The organism is Olsenella sp. KH3B4 (genome assembly GCA_900111695.1).
Taxonomy (GTDB): domain Bacteria; phylum Actinomycetota; class Coriobacteriia; order Coriobacteriales; family Atopobiaceae; genus Tractidigestivibacter.
Genome location: FOHD01000001.1, coordinates 172,277 through 191,967, shown reverse-complemented (window position 1 = coordinate 191,967; position 19,691 = coordinate 172,277). Strand labels below are relative to the sequence as shown.

Genomic DNA, 19,691 nt, shown 5'->3' with positions numbered 1-19,691 from the left:
CTTGCGTTAGCCCTCGTCCATCGGTCCGCCAAAGAGTACGCCAAAACCGCGGCCAATGAGTGAGAAAGCTGTGGCGATGCGGCTTCGCTTCTTCCGGGCGGGTGTCGGCGCCGGCGTGACGGGGGTGGGGGCGGGGACCGATGCGGGGGCTGGCGCTGCGGGTTCTGTCTCGGCTGCCGCGGCCGCCTCCGGCTTCTCCTCGGCAACCGGTGCGGTCTCAGGCTGGGTGCCCTCCTGCGGTGCGGAGGCCTCTGCCTTCGCCGGCTCCTCGTCTGTGCGGACCTCCTCTTCCACTTCTGCGTCTTCGGCAGCGGTGAGCACGCGCTCGGCAACCTGTGCGGCGTGCTTCTCCTCCTGCTTCTTGGCTTCCTTGCGCTTTTCCTCTCGCTCGGTGATGCGCGCCGTGGTCTCTGACGTGGGGTCGATCGAGGCGACGAGCTTCTCGGCAACATGCGGGTGGTCGTAGCCGCCCGTTGCGGGCAGCGAGGAGAGCGCCTGCGCAAGTCCGTGCGGAATCTTCTCGATGCGTGAGAAGGGCGTGAGCTCGGTGACCTCTGAGTGCTTGGCGTGCGCGCGCACGCGGGCGAGGGCGAGCAGGACCTCCTGGCTGTTGATGGGCGGCTCGCCCTTCTCGCGCGGGACCTTCTCCCAGGTTCCCTCGGCGGTGAGCTGGCGCGCCTTCACGTTGTCTGCCAGCTGGATGTTCACGAAGGTCGTGACCAGCGCGCGGCAGGTGGGGTCGAGCACAGGGTAGGCAATCTCCACGCGGCGCTCGGTGTTTCTCGTCATCATGTCGGCGCTGGAGAGGTAGATCGTGTCGGACTCGGCGCCAAAGGCGTAGACACGGGCGTGCTCGAGGAAGCGGCCCACAATCTGGCGCACCACAAGGCCGTCGGTCTTGCCGGGGACATTGGCGCGGATGCAGCAGATGCCGCGCACGATCATGAGGACGCGCACGCCGGCCTCGCAGGCCTCGGCGATCTTGTCAATCACGTCGCGGTCGGTGAGGGAGTTCATCTTGAGGAATACCTGCGCGGGCTGGTTGGCGCGGGCGCGCTCGATCTCGCGGTCGAGGCCGCGCATCACGAGCGGCTTGAGGCTCGCCGGCGCCACGCCCAACAGCTGGTAGGAGCCGCGGAGGTTGCCCAGCGAGAGGTTGCGGAAGAAGGTGTTGCCGTCGGCGCCGATGGTGGGGTTGGCCGTCATGAGCATGAAGTCCGAGTAGAGCTTGGCGGTCTTCTCGTTGAAGTTGCCCGTGCCAAGACAGGTGATGCGGCTGATGCCAGTGTTGTCGTGGTAGGTGATCTGGCAGATCTTCGAGTGGCACTTGAAGCCCTCGGAGCCATAGATCACGGTGCAGCCGGCGTCCTCAAGTCGCTCGGCCCAGGCGATGTTGTTCTCCTCGTCAAAGCGGGCGCGGAGCTCCATGAGGACGGTGACGTCCTTGCCTGCCTCCGCCGCGGCGATGAGGCTCTCGCAGAGGTGGCTGCTCTTGGCGACGCGGTAGAGCGTGATCTTGATGGAGATGCACTGGTCGTCTGACGAGGCCTCACGCACGAGACGCAGGAGCGGAGACATGCTCTCGTACGGGTAGGTGAGAAGGACGTCGTGGTCCTCCACCTGGCCACGCATGGGGAGCTTGGGGCTCACCATGGGGGAGGGCTGGGGCTCGAACGGCGGGAAGACAACCCCGGCGTGTGCCCAATCGGGGATCTTTGCCTCGAGGCCATAGACGTAGCCCAGGTCAAGCGGCATGTTCACGTGGAAGACGCGGCGCTCCTCAAGGCCAAGCTCCTGGGAGACGAGCGCCTCCCACTTGCGACCAAGCTCGCCGGATACCTCGAGCCGCACCGGCTGCAGGCGCTGGCGCAGCTTGAGGATCTTCTTCATGTGCTGGCGGTAGTCTTCCTCCTCCTCGACGCCCTCGCCGTCGGGGTCGATGTCGGCGTTGCGCGTGACGCGCAGCACCGCCGACTTCTTGGGAACGTAGTCGCCAAAGCTACGGTCGAGGAAGGTACGCATGACGTCCTCGATGAGGGTGTAGCGGAAGGTCCTGGCGCCGGAGGGCAGCTCCACCACACGCGACTCTGAGGCGGGCACCTCGATGATGCCCAGGACCCCAGTCTCGTCAGGACCGTTGAGCGTGCAGGCCACAAACAGGCGGCCGTTCCTCAGGTTGGGGAAGGGGTGGCGGGGGTCAACGACCATGGGGGAGATGATGGGCGCAAGCCGCGAGTCGAAGTACTTCGAGAGGGCCGCGCGGTCCTCCGGCGTGTACGCGTCGGGCGTCACGCGCTGAAGGCCGTGGGAGGCAAGCTCGCCTTCCACCAGGGAAAGCGCCTCCTGCTGGCGAGCGACGTCTGCCGGCAGGGCGGCAAAGACGTCGTCAAGCTGCTCGGCGGGCGTCCTGTTTGACTTGTTGTCGCGCGGCTGGTTCTTGAGCGAGGCGAGGTCGGAGAGGCCGCCGATGCGAATCATGAACCACTCGTCGAGGTTGGAGCCAAAGATGGCGCAGAACTTGAGGCGCTCGAAGAGGGGGACCGTCTCGTCAAACGCCTCGTCGAGCACACGGCAGTCGAAGCGTAGCCAGCTGAGCTCGCGGTTCTGCGTGTAGGAGAAGTCGCGCTTGCGGCGGGCGCCCGTCTCGTCCTTCTCGGTGGCGTCATCGGCAAATGCCGCGGCTGCCTTCTCGAGGGCGTTGCCGCGCGCCTTTGCCTTCCGAGACTCCGCATTCTCTGACGGTGCCTTCTGCTGCTCCGACATGGCCATTCCTCCCCGTACGCGTTTCCGCGCGAATGGATTGATTGTTCTGGTCCTGATTCTAGCAGGGCTCAAAACCACAAAACGGGCTCTCATGGGGTATCGTCAAGATGGTCGGCAGGTGCTTACCAAGGCATTACGGAGGGTGCGATGACAACGGGGCTCAACATTGGCTCGGAGATCGGCGAGCTGCGCAAGGTCATGCTCCATAGGCCAGGAGACGAGCTTCTCAACCTCTCGCCCGACAACATCGGGCGACTGCTCTTTGACGACATCCCGTTCCTCGAGACCGCGCAGGCAGAGCACGACCGCTTTGCCCAGATGCTCCGCGACGAGGGCGTGGAGGTGCTCTACCTGGACCAACTGGTTGCCGATGCCCTCTCGGCAAAGCCCGCAGCGCGTGGCGAGTTCATACGCGACTACGTTTCCGAATGCGGTATCGACGGGCCTGGCGTGCGCGAGGCCGTGCGTCAGCGCCTCGAGGCAATCGACGACCCGCTCGAGCTTGTGGAGAAGGCCATCACGGGCGTTCGCGCCGACGAGGTCGACCTCACCTCGGTGAAGGACGCTTCGCTTGCCGATGTGATGGAGGCGGGTGGGGGAGACGAGAACCCCATCCTCGTGGACCCCATTCCCAACGTGTACTTCACGCGCGATACCTTCTCGGTCATTGGCACGGGTGTGAGCCTCAACCGCATGCGCTCGGCGACAAGGCGCCGCGAGTCGCTCTTTGGCCGCTACCTCTTCATGTATCACCCCGAGTACGAGCATGCGCCCATCTGGTATGACCCGGCGAGCCCCTACCACATCGAGGGCGGTGACATCCTGGTGCTGAGTGCCAGCGTGATTGGCGTGGGCATCTCCGAGCGCACGCAGCCGGCGGCAATCGACCGGCTTGCCAAGCACCTGCTGTGGAGCGAGGACTCCCAGGTGCGTGCCGTCTATGCCTTCTCGATTCCGCACAAGCGCTCCTTCATGCACCTCGACACCGTCTTCACGCAGGTTGACGTCGATACCTTCACGGTTCACCCCGGTATTCTGGGAACGCTCAAGGTCTTCTCCATCACGCGTGGGGCGCATGAGGGCGAGACCCGCATCTCCCAGATGGAGGGGACGCTGGACCAGGTGCTCGCCAGCGCGCTGGGGCTTCCTGCCGTTCGTCTTATCAAGTGCGGCGGAGACGACCCCATTGCCGCCGCCCGCGAGCAGTGGAACGACGGCTCAAACACCCTTGCGGTGCGTCCCGGCACGGTGATGGTCTACCAGCGCAACGCCGTCACCAACGACATCCTCTACCACGCCGGCGTAAACCTCCTGGAGATTCCCTCGGCAGAGCTCTCCCGCGGTCGTGGCGGCCCTCACTGCATGAGCATGGCGTTCTGGAGGGATGCCGTGAAGTAGGCGGGCGGCGAGAGGGGCTGTCATACCCATTGCCGATTTGATTGTTATTTATTGTATTCAGTCGATTATCCTTGCACCGGATTTGGGCGCCTGCGAGGAGAAGTATGGGCTGGTGTATCTGGACTGCAATTCTTGCGGCAATGCCGTATGGGGTGTGGAACTTTGGGCCTATGGTTCCTGGGCAAATTGACATGGGCGCCTTTTCTCTTGCGGTCATTCTGGTAGTGATTGCTGGCTTGCTGGAGCCGTGCTTCGGCGAGGAGCAAAAGCACGCCTTGGTCCATCTCCACGTCATTCTGGTGCGCTTGGGATGGGTTGCTACCGCGGGGCTTGTCATTGCCGAGTCTTATGCGTTTGTACGTGGTTTCGACGGTCTCATCACGGAGGAGCAGGTCACGCTCAATGAAATTATGTCGATTGTTGAGTTTGCCTGTGGGGCGCTGGCAGTCTCTTGTTGGGGCGTCTCGGCCTTGGGGGATGGGATTTGCAAGGGCGCTCCATCACGAGAGGGCGTCGTTGCGTCTTTTTTGCTCGGAAGCTCGTGGCCAACGGCATGCATGCTTTTCGTGTGCCTTTGGGGGACCAATTCGTTTCTGCCCTCACTCGCTCTCTGCCTCGTGGTCCTTGTCCTTGCGCTAGCGGGAGGGGCGTGTTTTTGCAGGAGTGGCGCCGCATGGAGTGTTCCGGCCTTGCTCTCCGGCCACATGGCGTATCTCGCGTTTCGTAGCTTCGTGAGCGAGTATCGCATGGACGTCTTGGACGCAGGAGTTGAAGATGCATCATTCTTCGGATCCTTCTGCTTCTGCATAGTGCTGCTTTCGGTGGTGCTGCTCCTGCATGTCCGTTGGACTGAGCGTAGATCTGATGTGAACACCTGTGGTTCTTCAGGGGACGATTGCTCGGTGAGAGGGGGGCCGACTGCGCCTGCATCCCTGGAGCAAAGTGTGAGCCGCATGGAGCGGCGTCTTGCTGAAGCTTCGAGAAACACTCTTACTGAGCGTGAGGCTTCGGTTCTTGCTCGAACCGCCCTAGGGGCCACTGCAAAGACGATCGGATCCGATCTGGGGATATCTCCGGCCAGCGTTGCGACCTATCGGCATCGCGGCTACGAGAAGCTTTGTGTTAGCGGGGCAAGCGAACTGAGAAAGATGACAATCGGCCTTGATTTGACAAAGGAGTTCCCCGCGGCACCCAAATCAGAAGTTTGTTCAGGGAGGAGGGACTCTGAGGTCAAACCCGAGCCCTCGGTTTCGACTGCCGTCGCCTTTGCCTGCCTTTCGATGGCGCTGCTTGTTGATGCGTCGAACAATGTGCAAATTGGCGGGCAGTGGTATCACAGGGGTACAACTTACATAACGTGGGGGGCTGCCCTAGCTCTTTCACTGGTTGCATTTCTTTGGACACTGAAGTCTTGTGGACGGTCGTCGCATCCTTGTTCCGAACAAAGTGTCTTGATGCGTATCGCTGATACGGCCATGTCAGTTGTTCTTGTACTTGTGTTGTCTTTCGGCGCCTATTGCGGATGGAGCGGAATGTGGCTCTACAAAGTTTGGGCGCTGGTCCTTATTATCGTTGCGTCTCTTGCCGTGGGAAAAGCACATGCATGCAGAGGAGATCAGGCGCTTCCTCGCTGGCGCGTCGTCCTTGCTGGCTTTAGGTCTCTATTTTATGTACCATCGCTTGCGCTCTTGGGTTCCGCTGGAATTGCGATTGCATATCATCTTGAGCTCTATTATGTGGGTGTGGTAACAGATTGGATTTTCATACTCTTTCCCTCGCTCATTGCCCTTTTTGTCGTAGTGCTCGTTTACCAAGCGCGAGTTGCTGCGGTTCCCATCGCCGAGCCAACCGACAACGAGCTAGACCGAGCCGTTCACTATCTTCAGGGGCGCGGCATCGATGGTATGAGATTGAATATCGTTCTAGACCTTGTGTGCGGTTACGGAGTGTCCGAAGTTTGCCGGCGTCGTTGCACTACTTTGGCAACGGTGAAGTCATACCGACAGCGGACCTATGATGACCTTGGAGTCCACTCAATGCGTGACCTGAGGAAACTTTTGATACATGAGGCGAAAGTGACAAGCCTGGAGCAAATGCATCCTCACGAATGACAGACAGGGATGCGTGATTAGCGCACACTCCCATTCAAAGGAAGAATCGTTGAAAGGGAGTGTTTTGCTGTGGAAGCGATCTTTTCCAAAACACCAAATCATGTAGTAACAATATTGTTCGGAGTGATTCTCTTTTCGTTGGGTTTGATTTCTGTTCCCCATGTTGCATTGGCTAATGTGGTTGACAGTACCGGAGTTGCCGCAAACGTTTCGTATTCTCGTACGAACCCTGTAGTGCCTATTTCGCGCTCTTGGTACGGTGATTCGCTCAACTTGTTGAGTACGCAATCCTTCCAGGATCGATACTTCGATGGCAGAAATGTCGGAATTGAGATGACGGCTAGCTGCCCAATCGACGGTTCATTCACTGTGAGCTTGTTTCGCATTTCAAATGGCAGGGCTTCTCTTGTCGGATCTGCATCATTCAAGCGCAATGGCTTTACCAAGGCAACTTGGGAGAATGTGGGCTCCGGTACGTATCGATTCCTGTGCAAGAAGACTCTCGATGGCAAGCGAGTGACTAGTACAGATGTCGCCATATACAGCTGGTAGGGAGGTGATTGAAGTGCAACTATGGCGTAGCTTGGGTAGGGACAGGCGTTTGAGGCGCAGCTTGGGCAACAGGTCCCTAGGAAAGAATGCACTATTAGGATTTGCTGCCTGCAACGTAATCCTCTTTGCGAAAGGATGCGGGTTGTTATGGCAACAGAAATAAAGAAAGTAATTGTCGCTGCCAGTTTGGCACTTGTTGCCGTCTTGGGTGCTGCGGCGCCTGCGCTAGCTGACGGTGGGTCATTCAACGTCTGCCTGCCTGCATGGCAGGCACCAGTAACAGTTCGTAACGGATACCATAACGGTGGCTCCTCTGCGACCGTTCAAGTTTACTCATATTCTGATTACGGTGGGAATTTCTGGATTGAGCTGCCGGGTCAAGGGCAATGTGCGGACTCTGTTACGGTCAATGCGGGTGAGACTAAATACCCTTCTTATTACAGTTCCTTCAGGGGTTCTGTGACGCTTATGGGACATCAGGTGGGCTGGGGCCCAAATTCGTGTGATCGTACTAGGGGATACGTAAGCTTCCGCTAGTTATTAACGTCTAGTGCCATGGGGCGGGATCACGACGAGCATCCTGCCCTTTAAAATGCGTGGCAGACGGAGGGCGATATGAGCACGGATTGGGGTGTTCTCAAGTTCCACTTTAGGCGCATGGCTGCCGGAAAGGCATGGCGCTATGCAGTTGTGGTTGGACTCGTGGCGATGTCTGCTTGCTTCATCCAAACATGTCTGGTGTTCTGGGGTCACGACATGGGCGAGGTCCCCGCTGCGGACGTGGGATGGGTGGGTAATTACGAGTCCATGCAGACGCCTCTCTTTTGTTTCTACCTCTACTTCCTGATGCCGTTTCTTGCTGCGGCGGTCTATGGCGACAGCTTCTTCCTTGATGGGAGGCGCAGGTATGCGGGTTGCGTCGCCACGCGCTCTACGCTTCGCTCCTATCTCTCATCGGGAGCATTTGCCGCGTTTGCAGGTGGCTTTCTCGTGGTTGCTATTCCATTGCTGGCGTCTCAGCTGCTTGCATTTTTTGCCTTCCCCGCAACGGCCGGACAAGATGCCTATCACCTTCTCCTGAACACCTCGGCTGCCGAGGCCGACGCGACTGGCTGGTACAGTCGCACCCTATTTCTCGATTCATTCCTGAACGCCCGATACCTCCTTAACCTGGCGTTTATTTTCTACGACGCCCTGTGGGGAGCCCTTCTTGCTCTTGCGTCCTTCGTGCTCTCGCTTTACCTTCACACGAGCCGACTATTTGTTGTGGGGGTGCCCGCTCTTTTATTGATTGTCTCTTCGTACCTGCTGCCGCCGGACTTGAACGTGGCACAGTGTCTGATTGTCTCCCTCGTGGTCCCACGGAACCAAGTCGTGTTTTTCGCCGCACCTCTCGCGGTGCTCCTGCTTCTTCTTGTTGCGCTGGGGCTTTCCCTCGGTGGTCATAGGGACGTGCTGCTATGAGCGTCACGGGGGGTCGCTTTAGTCTCTCGGACAATAGATTATCTGCAGGGCTCGGTGTCCTTGTGGGGCTCTGTACTTTGGCGAACCTGTTACGGGTGGACAGTGTCTCGACTGAGGGCGCTATCTCGCTGTCTCGCTCTTACGCCCAGTTTGCTAACTATGCTCTCGCTGCGTTTGTATACGTCCCCACGTTCACGTTCTGTGCGACTGGGGCTTTGGGACCGTTGGATGCGGCCATATGGGTGACCCGCACGAATCGTATCACTGCCCTGTCCCATGCTCTGGCCCGGTTGACGGCTCGTACGGTGGTGTTTTCTGCTCTTCTCACGACGTGCTGTCTTATGAGCGTACGGCTTTCATCCTCAGTAGCGTTTGCGGCAGGGGACTATCTGAAGTACGGACTCCTCTCAACAACGCTGCAAACTTTCTATTTTCTGGTAGTAGGGCTTGTCGTTCTTGTCGTTCGCCTGATAACAAGATCTGGTGCGTATGCGGCTCTTGCGGCTTTTGGCTATGGAGCGCTTGACTACCTTCTGTGCATGACATCGGCTCTCAACAACACCGCTCTCTGGACCGGCTGGCTTCTCGTGGTCGCTACACCGGAAGATGGCCTTGTTGCCGAGGGGATAGGGGCGCTCCGGCTCGCATCTGCATGCGTCATTCTCGGCCTGCTTGCCGCCTACCTTGTGCGGAGGAGAGACTATTTGCCCGAAGAGGGTGAGTCGCGTGAGTTCTAAGACCTGTGACCATCACGTTTTCTGTCTGCTGCCGAGGACAAGACACTTTGCGCGGATGGGTATTTGCGTGCTGGTAAGTCTGATTGCGGCCCTTAGCGCGGGAATCATAGATCCAAATCAAGCCCTCTACGCCTTTCTGGGCGGTGGCCTTCTTGTTCCCAATCAGTATGGGAGTAGGCCTTCCATCTTTGCATTTGTTGCGCTGCTCTCCCCAATGGCGTCCTTCTGCTTTCTTTTCTCCGACCATTTCACTGCGGGCCTTGAACAAGACGCGTCGTTCGTGATTCCCCGTCTGGTGTCTCGCGATGCTTGGACGTTGGGCAGACTAGCTCAGCTCGTGATATTCTCAGCCTCATTCGCTTTCCTTGGACGGCTTGCCAGCGCTATTGGGTTGGTTGCGCTCGGTTGCAATGTTGAGCTGTCTGAGTTGCTTGGAGTTTCGTTTGCCGATGCTCTGCTGGGTTTTGCCCTTTCATTACTCCTCGTCCTTGTAACAAATTGCCTTGCGATAAAGACTGATTCAATCGTTGCGTTTTCGATTGTGTTTGCGGTGCACGCGGCGGCTCTGGTTGGTGTCGGAAACATGCCGTATGAGATGTCGAGGGCTGTTGCACCTTGGCTTCTTTCAACACAGGGGGTTCTTGCCTGGCACGATTGCTCCGGTTGGACGATGGGCTTTGGGAATGGCGTCGCGGGCTTCAGCGTTGGCGCGTCTTTGGTTTGCTTGTCTATGGGTGTTGTGCTCATCGCGTGGCTGATCATTCGCCTCGTGCGCACTTGGGATGTTCTCTGATAGGAGGTCCTCATGCCAGATGCGATTGTAGTGAGCCATGCGACCAAGATTATTCGTGGTCGCACAGTGCTTGATGATGTGACGCTTTCGCTGCCGCGCGGGGGCATCTATGGGTTCAGTGGCATCAATGGCTCTGGGAAGACGATGCTCTTCAGGGCCATATCAGGGCTCATCCATCTAACCTCGGGTGAGATTGATGTCTTCGGGCAGAGGATTGGAGACGATGTCGATTTTCCCCGAAGCCTCGGGCTTGTCCTTGAGACGACAGGCTTCTGGGACGAGAGCACCGGCATGAAGAACCTATTGATGCTGGCCTCTATCAAGGAGGTGGTGGGGAAGCGTGAGGTTCGCAAGGCGCTTGAGCGCGTAGGCCTGGACCCCGATGACAAGCGGCCATTTTCAACGTACAGCATGGGGATGCGTCAGCGCCTGACCATTGCTCAGGCAATCATGGAGGCCCCGGAGCTGCTCATTCTTGACGAGCCCACTAATGCGCTCGACGTGGAAGGCATTGAAACTGTGTCAAGGATTGTTCGCGAGGAGCACGAACGCGGTTGCACAGTGCTTGTGTCGTGCCATAACGAGCCTGCGCTCGAGGCTCTGTTCGAACGAGAGTGGCGCATGGTCGACGGGCACGTAGCGGGGGAAGTGAATCGGCGATGAGACGTCGAGTTCTTCGACTGCCAATGCTGAGTGTGAGAACGACGGTGATCATCTGCGGATGTCTCGTGGCTTTATGTGCGTGCATTGGTCTAGCCATGAGGATGAGCCTCACGAATTATGCCAATGATGGGGTGGCCGTGCAGCAGCTGCCCTTTGTGGTGAGCGCACGAGCGTCCGAAGAGGACCTTCGACTGTACGCGAAGGGAGAAGGTACGTCTGCGGTTATTGAGCCAGGCCTGCAGGGGGAGACTCGTCTTGACGGCGATTCGGGGGAGAACTCGGGGATGACTCCAGAGGAAGAGCTTGAGAATGCCCCGATTGTGATAACGGCAACTTTCAAGGGGAAGAGAAACTACGTCTATCAAGCTTTCCAATGCCACTTGGAAGTAACCTCGGTTCTGAGGGGCGATGACGTGAAAGCGGGTGACGACCTCATCGTATATGATGCATATAAAATTGCGGAGCCTCATAACGGGCTGGGCATTGGGCAGTTCAGTAGGGTTCGAGAGGTGTGGGGGGCATCATCTGGCCCCAGCATGTTTGGCCTCATGCCCATGAGGGATGGACAGGAATATCTCCTGTTCCTAGAGCCGAAGGTATACCCACGCGAGAAGAACCGTGACACGTACAAGCAGACCTTCTGTCTCATAGAGCATCCCTATTCGCGCATATCGCTGGACATTGCCGAGCATCCAGAGCGTGTGGGAATCTATGCACTCCCCGTGGATGGCGCATGGCCGCGTATTGCCTTTGCCGACGCGTGCCAGTATGACCTCGCCGTAGAGAGCGATGTTGCTAGGGATGTTTATCTGGAGAACTGTGTGAAGCTGCTCTCCAATTACACAGAACCCTAGCTTGCCTCTCGAGAGACCTTGGGGGGTTCTCGGGCAATGCGTTCTGGAGGGATGCCGTGAAGTAGGCGGACGGCTGTCTTCTCGTCCAAACGAGGGTTTAGACTTTGTCTTGCTGCCTTGCTCAAACGGCACCACAACCTCATCCCGCGTGTGGGAAGAAAGGACCATCCATGGCCGTCAACCTCTCTGGACGCAACTTCCTCAAGCTGCTCGACTTCACGCCTGAGGAGATTCGCTATCTTCTCGACCTCTCTGCAGACCTCAAGGCCAAGAAGCACGCGCACGAGCCGCACCGCTACCTCGAGGGCAAGAACATCGTCCTGCTCTTCGAGAAGACCTCCACCCGCACGCGCTGCAGCTTCGAGGTTGCCGGCCGTGACCTTGGCATGGGCGTTACCTACCTCGACCCCGGCTCGAGCCAGATGGGCAAGAAGGAGTCCATCGAGGACACCGCCCGCGTGCTTGGCCGTATGTTCGACGGCATCGAGTACCGCGGCTACGCGCAGTCCATCGTGCAGACGCTCGCAGACTACGCGGGCGTTCCCGTGTGGAACGGCCTTACCACCGAGTTCCATCCCACGCAGATGCTCGCCGACGTCCTCACCATGCGCGAGGAGTTTGGTAACGACCTCTCCGGCCGCAAGCTCACCTTCATGGGCGATGCCGGCAACAACGTGGGCAACTCTCTCATGGTGGTGTGCGCGAAGCTTGGCATCGACTTCTGCGCGTGCGGGCCAGAGAAGCAGATGCCCGCGCCCCAACTCGTCGAGCAGTGCCGCGCCATTGCCGCCGAGAACGGCTCTGCCATCACCCTCACTGAGGACGTGGACGAGGGCGCGCGCAACGCTTCCGTCATCTACACCGACATCTGGGTCTCGATGGGCGAGCCTGACAGCCTGTGGGCCGAGCGCATCAAGCTCCTCAAGCCCTACCAGGTCACCGCGGACGTGATGGCCAAGGCCGCCCCCGATGCCATCTTCATGCACTGCCTCCCCAGCTTCCACGACCGCCACACCACCATTGGCGAGGACATCTACGAGAAGTTCGGCCTTGCCGAGATGGAGGTCACAAACGAGGTCTTCGAGGGGCCTCGCTCTCGCGTCTTCGATGAGGCCGAGAACCGCATGCACACGATTAAGGCCGTGATGTACGCGACGCTCAAGTAGGCAAACGTAGCTGTGGGGCGGGGGTTGGGCTTTCCCTCTGAGGGCGAAGGACATCAAGGACACGCCCTCCGAGAGAAAGCCCAACCCCCCGCATTCCGTTATCGTTGGGCCTGCTTGAGCGTCACGACGATGCAACAGGCCACGCTTCCAAAGAGCGTACTACACTGCAGGAAGGGCAGCCGGTGGTTGATGCTGGGATGCAAGAGAAGTTCGATGCGCTGCTCGAGGACTGTGCCATCTGCCTGCGGCGCATTGGTCTCTCTCCGCGCGAGTACCTTCCTTCCGTGAGACTCACACACAACCGCTCTCGTATTGGCAGCTGCAAGAAGCTGCGCGGCGGGCGCAGGCCGCTCTTCCAGATCTCGTGCTCCGTCGATGCGTGCAAGACCGACGCTCAGGCGCGAGACGTCCTCTACCACGAGCTTATCCACACGCTACCGGGCTGTTTCGACCACGGGGAGCGCTTCCGCGAGGCTGCCGCCAGGGTCAACGGGGCGTACGGCACGAACGTCCGCGCCACGCGGCGCGAGCCGACCCGCAGGGTGCCCGAGGTCCCGCGCTCCGAGGTGGAGTCCCTCGTGGGCTCCGAGCTTGTGGTGCGCGGCCGCCGCTACCGGTTCGTCGGCCTGAACGGGAGGCCCAAGCGCTGCTGTGACCTCAGGGACGAGCGTGGCCGCGTCTACGTGTGTGCGCCTGCCTACGTGCTTGCGCATCTCGCGCGTTAGGGGAGCGGAACACGGCCTGGGGGATTGGCCGCTAGAATTCCACCCTCACGACTCTCATCTTCATGATCGAGTCGAACAAATGTGCAGTCGCACGCAGGATGGGCTGCACGCCGGCAGACTTTAGGTCGACGTAGCCCGTGAGGTACGGTCGTGACGAGATGTGCAGGCCATCATCCCACAGGCAGTCGCGCTCGGGCTTCTCGCACGAGAAACGCCCCTCGACGTCCTCGATGCCCATGGTTCGAAGCGTCCCCTTCATGAGGGTTCGTATGCCAAACGAGCCAAGCGTGTCGAACACGAGAACTCCCTGGGAAAATGCCTTTTGGAGGGTAAGCGTGAGGTCTCTTACCTCATCTGTTTTGAAGTACATGAAGACGCCTGCGGCAAAAAGGAAGACGCCTTCGGAGGCATCGACCTCTGGAATCCATGCGGTGGCGTCCTTGAGGTCTGCGACGAGGTTCCTTTCGCGCTCCATTGGAGGCACAAGCGCGTTCCTTGCATCGATGACGTCTTGTCGGTCGATGTTATAGAGGAGCATCGAGCCGTTGTCCGCCAGAAGCGGCGTTGCGTCGAGGCCACATCCCATGTTGACGACGGCTGCTTGAGGATGTGTCTCGAGGAACGACTCCATCTCGATGAGGATGTCGCGGCTTCGGACTATGCCCTCGAGAGAGCCAAACTTCCACGCGAGCGAGTCTCGCCTGTTGTCGAGCCGGCTCGTGTCAAAGTCGAGTCTGGTCAGGGCATCGCGTGCGTATGGGTCTTGCAGGATGGACGGATAGAGCTCGCTTCCGAGCATGCGGCCATAGAGGGGAACGACAAGCGTCTCCTGTACCGAGTTTTTCTCAATGCTGGGTTCCTTCATGGATGCACCGCGTCTCTCGTCAAGTTGATGGCATAAAGTTTGACAAGACCAACTTGTGTGTCAACTCCAAAGAGACGCGGTGCAGGGATGCTGCCGTGTATGGCCTAGTACACCATGCCCATGGCCTCACGGACCTCGTTCAGGGTCTCGTGAGCTATCTCGTTCGCGCGGCGGTTGCCGTCGTGCAGGACGTCCTTCACGTAGTCGAGGTTCCCGGCGAGCTTCTCGCGGCGCTCGCGGATGGGGGCAAAGTACTCGTTTACCACCTCGGTGGTGTAGCGCTTGAGCTGGCCTGCGCCTCCCATGCCAATCTCGTCGGCAATTTCCTTGGGGTCGCGCCCGCTGCAGATGCCGGCCGTGGTGAGCAGAGCCGAGACGCCGGGGCGCCCCTCGGGGTCAAACGTTATGTTTCTCTCGGAGTCGGTCTTTGACTTCTTGATGAGCTTTGCGGTCTCCTCGGCCGTCATCGAGAGAGAAATGGCGTTGCCATAGGACTTGCTCATCTTGCGGCCATCGAGGCCAGGAAGGAGCGGCGTGGAGGTGAGAAGTCCCGCGACCTCGGGGAAGACCTTTCCGTAGCGCTCGTTGAAGCGGCGGGCGATCTTCGAGGTAATCTCGATGTGAGGGAGCTGGTCTCGTCCTACGGGCACAATGTTGCCCTTGCAGAAGAGGATGTCGCACGCCTGGTGCACGGGATAGGTGAGGAGAAGTCCCGTGAGCGCATGCCCGGAGGCCGCCTGCTCTGCCTTCACCGTGGGGTTGCGCTCCATCTCGGCCTCTGTGACCAGCGAGAGGAACGGCAGCATGAGCTGGTTCTCCTCGGGAACGGCGGAGTGCGTGAAGATCATGGTCTTCTCGGGGTCGATGCCGCAGGCAAGGTAGTCGATCACCATGTTGTAGACGTTGTCGCGGATGTGCTCGGTGGTGTCGCGGTCGGTGATGACCTGGTAGTCCGCAATGATGATGTTGGTGTTGACGCCAAGGTTCTGGAGACGCACGCGCTCCTTGATGGTGCCAAAGTAGTGGCCCAGGTGCAGACGTCCCGTGGGCCTGTCGCCTGTGAGCATGGTGTAGTTCTCGGGGTGCTGGGGCAGGTCGGCCTGAATCTGGTCACTGCGCTTAAGTGCGGCTTCGTAGCTTCCCTCGTTGGGCATGGTTTCTCCTGGTCCTTTGCTCGTCAATACCGCTTGGCGGTACGTGCGTTCACAAATGTCAATCTTACGGCAATCGCGCTTCCGTGTCCGCCCGGGGACCGCAGGACCCGTTCTCGGGACCGTCGTCTTGCCGTGCGGTTGCAAGATGGGCAACGTTAGCAGACCGATGCGATTATGGGGTAAAGTGGACACTAGTGGAGAAGGAGGATGCGGTGGCGAGTTCCCAAGGTACAGACGCTGGCAAGACCGCCCTCCGCGAGGAGTATGTGCGCGTTCGCACGCGAATGTCGCCTGTCGTGCGTGCGGCTACGGACGCGCGCATCCTCCAACGGCTTGAGCTTCTTTCCGCATGGCGAGAAGCCCGTCTCGTCCTTACCTATGTCTCGTTTGGCACTGAGGTCGACACGCACGCTCTCATGCGGGCCGCTTGGCAAGCTGGCAAGCAGGTGGCCGTTCCTCGCTGCCGTCGCTCTCATGCGCTCGACTTCTTCGTGATTTCCTCTGAGGACGACCTTGAGCCAGGGTTTCGCGGCCTCATGGAGCCGTCTCGTGACTGCGGACAACCCCTCACGACGCCGCAGCTGGTTGGCTCGGTGTGCATCGTGCCTGGCCTTGTCTTTGATGCCGATGGCTATCGTATTGGCTACGGCGGCGGGTACTACGACAGGTTCCTGGCGTTCTATCCCGGTGAGAAGGTTGCGCTGGTGCGCGGGCAGCAGCTCTCTGGGAACCCGCTGCCGAGAGACGAGCACGATGTGCCCGTTGACTGGCTCGTGAGCGACTCTGGTACGTGGTGCTGCAATCCCATGGTGCAATAGCGGCGCTGGTGCCTGCGCATCCGTGCGTTTCTAGCCCTTCTCGGCCCCTCTGTGCTCGCGGAGATGGGCGGCCATGTCCTTGATTGCCTTGCGGTAGCCCTCGAGGCCCATGCCAACAATGGTCTCGAAGCACGCGGCGCGCACATACGATATCTGGCGGAAGTCCTCGCGCTCATCGACCTTCGAGATGTGCACCTCGATGGTGGGCAGTGCCACTGACTTGAGGGCGTCAAGCAATGCCACCGAGGTGTGCGTATAGGCGGCAGGATTGATGACGATGCCGTCGAACTCGCCGTAGGCGGCCTGTATCACGTCGACGAGGTCGCCCTCGTGGTTTGACTGGAAGCAGCGGCACTCTGAGAAGCCCGCCTCTTGGGCGGCCGAACGGCAGAGGCGTACCAGGTCTGCATAGGTCTTGCGGCCGTAGATCTTCGGCTCGCGCACGCCGAGCATGTTGATGTTGGGGCCATTGACCACAAGGAGGCGAGGCGAATCCGCGGAGCCCGTGGCCTCGAGAAGCGAGGCCAGCTCTTCCATATCGCTGGCGTCATCATCTTCATCACTCGATGGGGAGCCCATGTGCGATGAGGCAAGGGGCTTCTTTGCCGCTACGGCAGCACGAACCGCCTTGGGGATGGGCGCGTGGCCGTTGATCTGCACGCTGATAGAGTCCTCGGGCGCGGAGGAGGAGTCGCGGAATGCCGAGTAGCTGGGCTCGATCCCCGTGAGCCGGACAATGTCATCGCTGACCTCGTTAATTGAGCCGGGTCCAAACACAATCTCGACTCCGTTCGAGCCTCGACGCACGGTGCCCAGGACGCCCCTGATGGAGCGAAGCTTGTTGAGGTCGATAAGACCGGGCTTCTCGGTGAGAATCCTGAGCCGTGTCATGCAGATGTCGTTCGCCTTTACGTTGTCCTTGCCCCCGAGGGCGTCGAGGACCTGCTCGGCGACATCCGTGTTTGCCATTTGCGCCAAACCCTTTCTTTGTGCGGCGCCCTGCTCAAAAAGGCCTTCTCCCCAAGGTCTTCCATCGCTGCCCCACTTGTTCAAATGTGTCGAAGAGAGTATAGGGCTAGCTCACCAACGTTACGGCGTCTGGTTTGTCATGACTCCGTAGACGTTGCCCCTTTTCGGTCGACGCAAGCGGCAGATGCTAGAGTCCAAGCAGGTCCCTTATCGCCCGGGCGTTCCCAGCGGGGGAGCCTGTCGAGGCTACCTCGACGTCTGCCCAGGCATGGTACGTGGCCATGCGCTCCCGCGCGAGCGCTTCAACGCCCTTTGACGCCGTGACGGGTCTTCCCACGGTCTCAAGATCGGAAAGTGGACGGTCGATGAAGGCGATGGTGCCGTTCTGGTGGAGAAGGTCATAGTTGGCTGGCACGGTGACCACGCCGCCCCCACAGGCGATGACCAGCCCCGAGTGCGCGCCATACTCGCCCGTGATTCTGGACTCGATGCGTCGGAACTCCTGCTCGCCCCTGGTGTCGATGATGTGCGCAGCATTCTCTCCCGTGTTTGCCTCGATGGCATCGTCGATGTCGACAAAAGGCCTGCCCAGCACGCGCGCGAGCCGCTTGCCCGTAGTCGTTTTGCCGCAGCCCGGCATGCCTATGAGAATGACGTTGCCCGTCTCGGAGAGGATCTGGGACTCGATCTGGTCTACGAGCGAAACGTCCAGCTTCCTGTCCTGGAAGAGCTCGCTCGAACGCAGAGCCTGCGCGACAAGCATGGAGAGGCCCGTCTCGGCGGGGATGCCCAGGCGCTCTGCCGCAAGCACGATGCCCGTTCGCGTGGGGTTATAGATCACGTCGAGAACGCCCGCGAGGTTCTTGAGCCGTGCAAGGTCATCTTCGGGCACGGGCGTCGCAGGGCAGTTGGGGTACATCCCAACCGGGGTTGCGTTCACCATGAGAACCGCGTCCGCGTGGCGCGCCACCAGCGTCTCGTATGTGTCTGTGCCAGAGCGCGAGATGACGGAGACGCGCGCCCCTGCGTCCTCGAGCGCCGCCTGGACGGCCGCGCTGGCCCCTCCGCTGCCAAGCACCAGGGCAGGCTTGCCGGAGAGCAGCTCTTCCGCGGTTGTTCCCAGCCGTCGCCCGCAAAAGCGTTGGAGCATGAGCGAGAAGCCCAGGACGTCGGTGTTCTCGGCGTAAATCGTTCCGTCGGGACGCCGGACGAGCGTGTTTGCCGCCCCCAGCCTCTCGACACGCGGGGAGCGCTCGTCTGCCAGACGCGCGGCATCGCGCTTGTAGGGGATGGTCACGTTGACGCCGCGCCAGGTCCCCTTGCGGATGAAGGCTTCCACCTCGTTGGGCTCGCGCTCGAAGAGGTCGTAGGGGACGCTTCCCAGGGTGGTGTGGATGCGTGGCGACCAGCTGTGGCCGAGCTTTCTGCCGAGAAGGCCAAAGGGCGAACCGGCGGATTCCTGCTGCTGTTCGAGGCTTTGGGTCATTTAGAGCACCTCCGAGTAGCTGCCAAGGTAGCGGCACTCCTCGCAAGCGTCACCGATGGTGGCCATGAGCGTGCGGAACTCGGGCGCGGTGACCGGGCACTCCACGTCGAAGTAGAACATGAACTCGAAGTCGCGGCCGGGGATGGGGCGGCTCTCGAGCTTGATGATGTTGATGTCCAGCGCGTAGAACTTCGCGAGCACCTTGAAGAGCGTGCCGGGGCGGTGGTCCACCACGATCATGAGCGAGGTACGGTCGGCGCCGGGGTAGACCTCGAGCGGCTTGGAGATGCAGGCAAAGCGCGTGTAGTTGTCGTCGCGGTCCTGGACGTCGCGCATGAGCACGTCCAGGCCATAGAGCTGGGCACATGCGCGGCTCGAGAGCGCGGCGACGTCCGTGCGGTCGCTGTCGGCAACGCTCTTGGCGGCCATTGCGGTGTTCTCGACCACATGCGGGGTGAGCCCCATACGCTCGATGAAGCCGGCGCACTGGTTGATGGCCTGCTCGTGGCTGTAGACGTCGTGGATCTGCTCGACCGTGGTGCCGGGCTTTGCCAGGAGGTTGTGGTCGATCTTCACGCGCGTGGTGCGCACGATGTGGAAGTCGTGCTGCATCATGAGGTCGTAGACCTTGTTCACGGAACCTGCGGTGGAGTTCTCAATGGGTAGCACGCCATAGCGCGAGAAGTCCGTCTCGACGGCCCGGAAGACCCCCTCGAAGGACTCGAAATACGAGATGAGCGGGTGCTTGAAGATGCGGTCTGCCGCAAACTGCGAGTAGGCGCCCTCGACGCCCTGGCAGGCAACGTAGGCCTCGCGCGGGAAGAGCCCCGGGGTCGTCTCGCAAGCGCGGTCGATTGCCGCAAGCGTCTGGGGCGCCTGCTCTTGCGCCAGGCGCTGCCCCTGCCGCGCGCGCGAGGCCTCCATGAGGAGCTGGAAGAGGACCTCGGTGTAGGTCCGCAGGTCCTCTGGGGCCTTTCCCGCAAGGGCGGCCATGTGCTCGCGCTCGCGGGAGCGGTCGAGTACGGGGAGGTTGTTGGCGCGCTTGTAGGCGGCCACGCGCTCCGCGCAGTCCATGCGCTGCTGGAACAGGTCGAGGATGGCGTTGTCTATGTCGTCGATCTCATGACGGATGTCCGAGAGGTCTTCCATGGGGTGCATCTCCGGTTCTTTCTG

General features: G+C 60.2%; 17 protein-coding genes. 11 read left to right on the top strand and 6 right to left on the bottom strand.

Going from position 1 to position 19,691, the window contains the following annotated elements:
• Positions 1-6 precede the first annotated feature (6 nt).
• The gene (gene ppk1 / locus BMX94_RS00880) at positions 7-2,763 is read right to left on the bottom strand and encodes a polyphosphate kinase 1 (RefSeq protein ID WP_091002484.1); all 2,757 of its coding nucleotides are present in this window, start codon (positions 2,761-2,763) and stop codon (positions 7-9) included.
• A 147-nt stretch (positions 2,764-2,910) separates the two neighbouring features.
• Between ppk1 and BMX94_RS00875 the strand changes: the two genes are divergently transcribed.
• The 10 genes from BMX94_RS00875 (at position 2,911) to BMX94_RS00835 (ending at position 13,226) form a co-directional block, all read left to right on the top strand.
• A complete protein-coding gene (locus tag BMX94_RS00875; protein WP_091002483.1) occupies positions 2,911-4,161 on the top strand; it encodes an arginine deiminase in 1,251 nt (416 codons plus the stop codon).
• Positions 4,162-4,265: 104 nt separating this feature from the next.
• Entirely contained in the window at positions 4,266-6,272 is a 2,007-nt protein-coding gene (locus BMX94_RS00870) for a LuxR C-terminal-related transcriptional regulator (protein ID WP_091002481.1), read from the top strand.
• Positions 6,273-6,341: 69 nt separating this feature from the next.
• Entirely contained in the window at positions 6,342-6,824 is a 483-nt protein-coding gene (locus tag BMX94_RS10480; protein WP_143052235.1) for a hypothetical protein, read from the top strand.
• Between the two features lie 615 nt (positions 6,825-7,439).
• Positions 7,440-8,288 (top strand): hypothetical protein, encoded by an 849-nt coding sequence (locus BMX94_RS00865; protein WP_091002479.1) that lies wholly within the window; start codon positions 7,440-7,442, stop codon positions 8,286-8,288.
• A gap of 341 nt (positions 8,289-8,629) precedes the next feature.
• Entirely contained in the window at positions 8,630-9,025 is a 396-nt protein-coding gene (locus tag BMX94_RS10475; RefSeq protein WP_143052234.1) for a hypothetical protein, read from the top strand.
• Positions 9,015-9,818: a hypothetical protein gene (locus tag BMX94_RS00855; RefSeq protein ID WP_143052233.1), complete on the top strand. Its 804-nt coding sequence runs from the start codon at positions 9,015-9,017 to the stop codon at positions 9,816-9,818. Before BMX94_RS10475 ends, BMX94_RS00855 begins: the two co-directional genes overlap by 11 nt.
• 12 nt (positions 9,819-9,830) lie before the next feature.
• Positions 9,831-10,481, top strand: coding sequence for an ABC transporter ATP-binding protein (locus BMX94_RS00850; RefSeq protein ID WP_091002473.1), 651 nt, complete (start codon positions 9,831-9,833; stop codon positions 10,479-10,481).
• Positions 10,482-10,765: 284 nt separating this feature from the next.
• Positions 10,766-11,335: a hypothetical protein gene (locus BMX94_RS00845; RefSeq protein ID WP_143052232.1), complete on the top strand. Its 570-nt coding sequence runs from the start codon at positions 10,766-10,768 to the stop codon at positions 11,333-11,335.
• A gap of 170 nt (positions 11,336-11,505) precedes the next feature.
• Positions 11,506-12,501 (top strand): ornithine carbamoyltransferase, encoded by a 996-nt coding sequence (argF, locus tag BMX94_RS00840; protein ID WP_091002469.1) that lies wholly within the window; start codon positions 11,506-11,508, stop codon positions 12,499-12,501.
• Positions 12,502-12,698: 197 nt separating this feature from the next.
• Positions 12,699-13,226, top strand: coding sequence for a SprT family zinc-dependent metalloprotease (locus BMX94_RS00835; protein WP_143052231.1), 528 nt, complete (start codon positions 12,699-12,701; stop codon positions 13,224-13,226).
• Between the two features lie 31 nt (positions 13,227-13,257).
• Here the strand turns inward: BMX94_RS00835 and BMX94_RS00830 are convergent, their stop codons facing one another.
• Both BMX94_RS00830 and trpS read right to left on the bottom strand, forming a co-directional pair.
• Positions 13,258-14,091: a class I SAM-dependent methyltransferase gene (locus tag BMX94_RS00830; RefSeq protein WP_091002465.1), complete on the bottom strand. Its 834-nt coding sequence runs from the start codon at positions 14,089-14,091 to the stop codon at positions 13,258-13,260.
• Positions 14,092-14,195: 104 nt separating this feature from the next.
• The gene (gene trpS / locus BMX94_RS00825; protein WP_091002463.1) at positions 14,196-15,245 is read right to left on the bottom strand and encodes a tryptophan--tRNA ligase; all 1,050 of its coding nucleotides are present in this window, start codon (positions 15,243-15,245) and stop codon (positions 14,196-14,198) included.
• A 212-nt stretch (positions 15,246-15,457) separates the two neighbouring features.
• Here trpS and BMX94_RS00820 point away from each other — a divergent pair, with 212 nt between their 5' ends.
• Positions 15,458-16,063: a 5-formyltetrahydrofolate cyclo-ligase gene (locus tag BMX94_RS00820; RefSeq protein ID WP_091002855.1), complete on the top strand. Its 606-nt coding sequence runs from the start codon at positions 15,458-15,460 to the stop codon at positions 16,061-16,063.
• Between the two features lie 30 nt (positions 16,064-16,093).
• Here the strand turns inward: BMX94_RS00820 and aroQ are convergent, their stop codons facing one another.
• From aroQ to BMX94_RS00805, 3 genes are all read right to left on the bottom strand, one after another.
• Positions 16,094-17,032, bottom strand: coding sequence for a type II 3-dehydroquinate dehydratase (aroQ, locus tag BMX94_RS00815; RefSeq protein WP_091002461.1), 939 nt, complete (start codon positions 17,030-17,032; stop codon positions 16,094-16,096).
• Between the two features lie 187 nt (positions 17,033-17,219).
• Entirely contained in the window at positions 17,220-18,518 is a 1,299-nt protein-coding gene (locus BMX94_RS00810; protein ID WP_091002459.1) for a shikimate kinase, read from the bottom strand.
• On the bottom strand, positions 18,519-19,667 hold the full coding sequence (locus tag BMX94_RS00805) for a bifunctional chorismate mutase/prephenate dehydratase (RefSeq protein WP_177171272.1): 1,149 nt from the start codon (positions 19,665-19,667) through the stop codon (positions 18,519-18,521).
• Positions 19,668-19,691 lie beyond the last annotated feature (24 nt).